Raw genomic sequence first — 1,972 nt, 5'->3', positions numbered from 1 at the left:
GATCGGCGCTGCTCGGCCTCGTCTATCCGCCGAGCTGTATCGCCTGCCAAGCCGCGACGAGCGAGGCGCATACCTTGTGCGCGGCCTGCTGGTCGCAGGTTCGCTTTATCGAAAGACCCTTTTGCGAGCGTCTCGGGACGCCTTTCGGGGTCGATCTCGGAACGCCGCTCCTGTCTCCCGCGGCGATCGCCGATCCGCCGGTTTTCGAGCGCGCCAGGGCTGTCGCCCATTATGACGCGGTTGCGAGCCTCCTCGTGCACAGGCTCAAATATGCCGACCGGCCCGAGCTGGCGCGGGCCCTCGGAGGAATGATGACGCGGGCGGGGCGGGAACTCCTCGCGGATGCGGATTTCATCGTTCCGGTGCCGCTCCATCGCTGGCGTCTGTGGCGGCGGCGGTTCAACCAGGCCATGGCGCTCGGCCAGGTGATCGCGCACCAGAGCGGCGTTCGGTGCGATCCCGGGCTTCTCGCCAGGGTCAAGCGTACGCGACAGCAGGTCGGGCTGACGAAAGCGCAGCGCCAGCTCAACCTCCAGGGCGCCTTTCGGGTGCCCGAGGCGGCGCGCCATTTGCTCCGCGACAGGCACATTCTCCTCATCGACGATGTGCTGACCACAGGATCGACCGCCAATGCGGCATCCCGCGCCCTCTTGCGCGCCGGCGCGCGGCAGGTCGATATTCTCGCCTTCGCGAGAGTTGTCGCGGCGGTATGAGGATCCCTATATCCTCCGGACGCAATGAGAAGAGTTACTGATGCCCGCCATTACGATCTATACGAAGAGCTGGTGCCCCTATTGCTCGTCGGCGAAGGCGCTGCTGACTGCGAAAGGCGCCGCTTTCACTGAAATCGACATCGAAAAGACGCCGGCTGCCCGGGCCGAGATGATCCAGAAGGCAGGTGGTCGCACGACCGTGCCGCAGATCTTCATCGATTCCCGTCACGTCGGCGGCTCCGACGACCTCCATGCGCTCGACGCCAGGGGCGAACTCGACGCCGCTCTGGCGGCTTGAGGAACCGATCAGATGACCCAGACCTTCACCGCCGCCTGCGTCCAGATGCGCTCCGGACGTGATCCGCTCGCCAATCGGGATGCGGCGGTCGCGCTGGTGCGCGAGGCCGTGGATAAGGGGGCGGATTTCGTCCAGACGCCCGAAATGACGTCGCTGGTGGAGCGCTCGAAAGCAGACATGCTCGCCAAGGTTCGTCCCCAGGAAGAGGATGCGACTCTCGCAGCGCTCCGGGAGGTTGCGCGGGAACGCGGCACGATCATCCATTTGGGCTCGATCGCGGTGAAGGCCGGCGACAAGATCGCCAATCGCGGATTCCTCATCGGTTCGGACGGAGATATTGTCGCCACATACGACAAGGTCCATTTGTTCGACGTCGATCTTCCCAACGGCGAGAGCTGGCGCGAATCGGCGACCTATACCGGCGGCAACCGCGCCGTTCTGGCCGAGACGCCGTGGGGGCTTCTCGGCATGACGATCTGCTACGACGTGCGCTTCGCGGCACTCTATCGTGCGCTTGCGGAGAACGGCGCATCGTTCCTGTCGGCGCCGGCCTGTTTCACGAAACAGACCGGCGAGGCGCATTGGAATATTTTGCAAAGAGCCCGCGCCATCGAGACGGGATCCTTCATGATCTCGGCCGCGCAGGGCGGAATGCACGAGGACGGTCGGGAGAGCTTCGGGCATTCCATCATCGTCGATCCGTGGGGCCGCGTGCTCGCCGAAGCCGGATCGGAACCGGGCGTGATCCTGGCAAAAATCGATCCGAACCTCGTGACGGATGCGCGAAATCGCATTCCCACCCTTAAGAACGGGCGTCCGTTCGAGATCGACATCGCGTCGCTTCCGCAACAGGTGCGGGCGAAAACGGCCTGATTGGACGATAAGCCCTTGGCCTGGCGCTATTAAATCCTTATCTCGAAGCCATGATCAAATATGCCCTGGCCTGCGACCAGGCCCACGA

General features: G+C 64.1%; 3 protein-coding genes. All 3 read left to right on the top strand.

Annotated elements, in window-relative coordinates; all coding sequences use genetic code 11:
- The first annotated feature begins 8 nt into the window (after positions 1-8).
- Genes AC1DT3_RS19300 through AC1DT3_RS19290 form a run of 3 tightly spaced genes read left to right on the top strand, consistent with a single transcriptional unit; the run spans position 9 to position 1,884 of the window.
- Positions 9-713, top strand: coding sequence for a ComF family protein (locus AC1DT3_RS19300; RefSeq protein ID WP_477466831.1), 705 nt, complete (start codon positions 9-11; stop codon positions 711-713).
- A 40-nt stretch (positions 714-753) separates the two neighbouring features.
- Entirely contained in the window at positions 754-1,011 is a 258-nt protein-coding gene (gene grxC / locus AC1DT3_RS19295; RefSeq protein WP_477466830.1) for a glutaredoxin 3, read from the top strand.
- A gap of 12 nt (positions 1,012-1,023) precedes the next feature.
- A complete protein-coding gene (locus AC1DT3_RS19290; protein ID WP_477466829.1) occupies positions 1,024-1,884 on the top strand; it encodes a carbon-nitrogen hydrolase family protein in 861 nt (286 codons plus the stop codon).
- Positions 1,885-1,972 lie beyond the last annotated feature (88 nt).

This window comes from Microvirga sp. P4_G7, assembly GCF_056401005.1.
The sequence above is the reverse complement of the archived record's forward strand: the minus strand, read 5'-3'. Positions and strand labels throughout refer to the sequence as shown.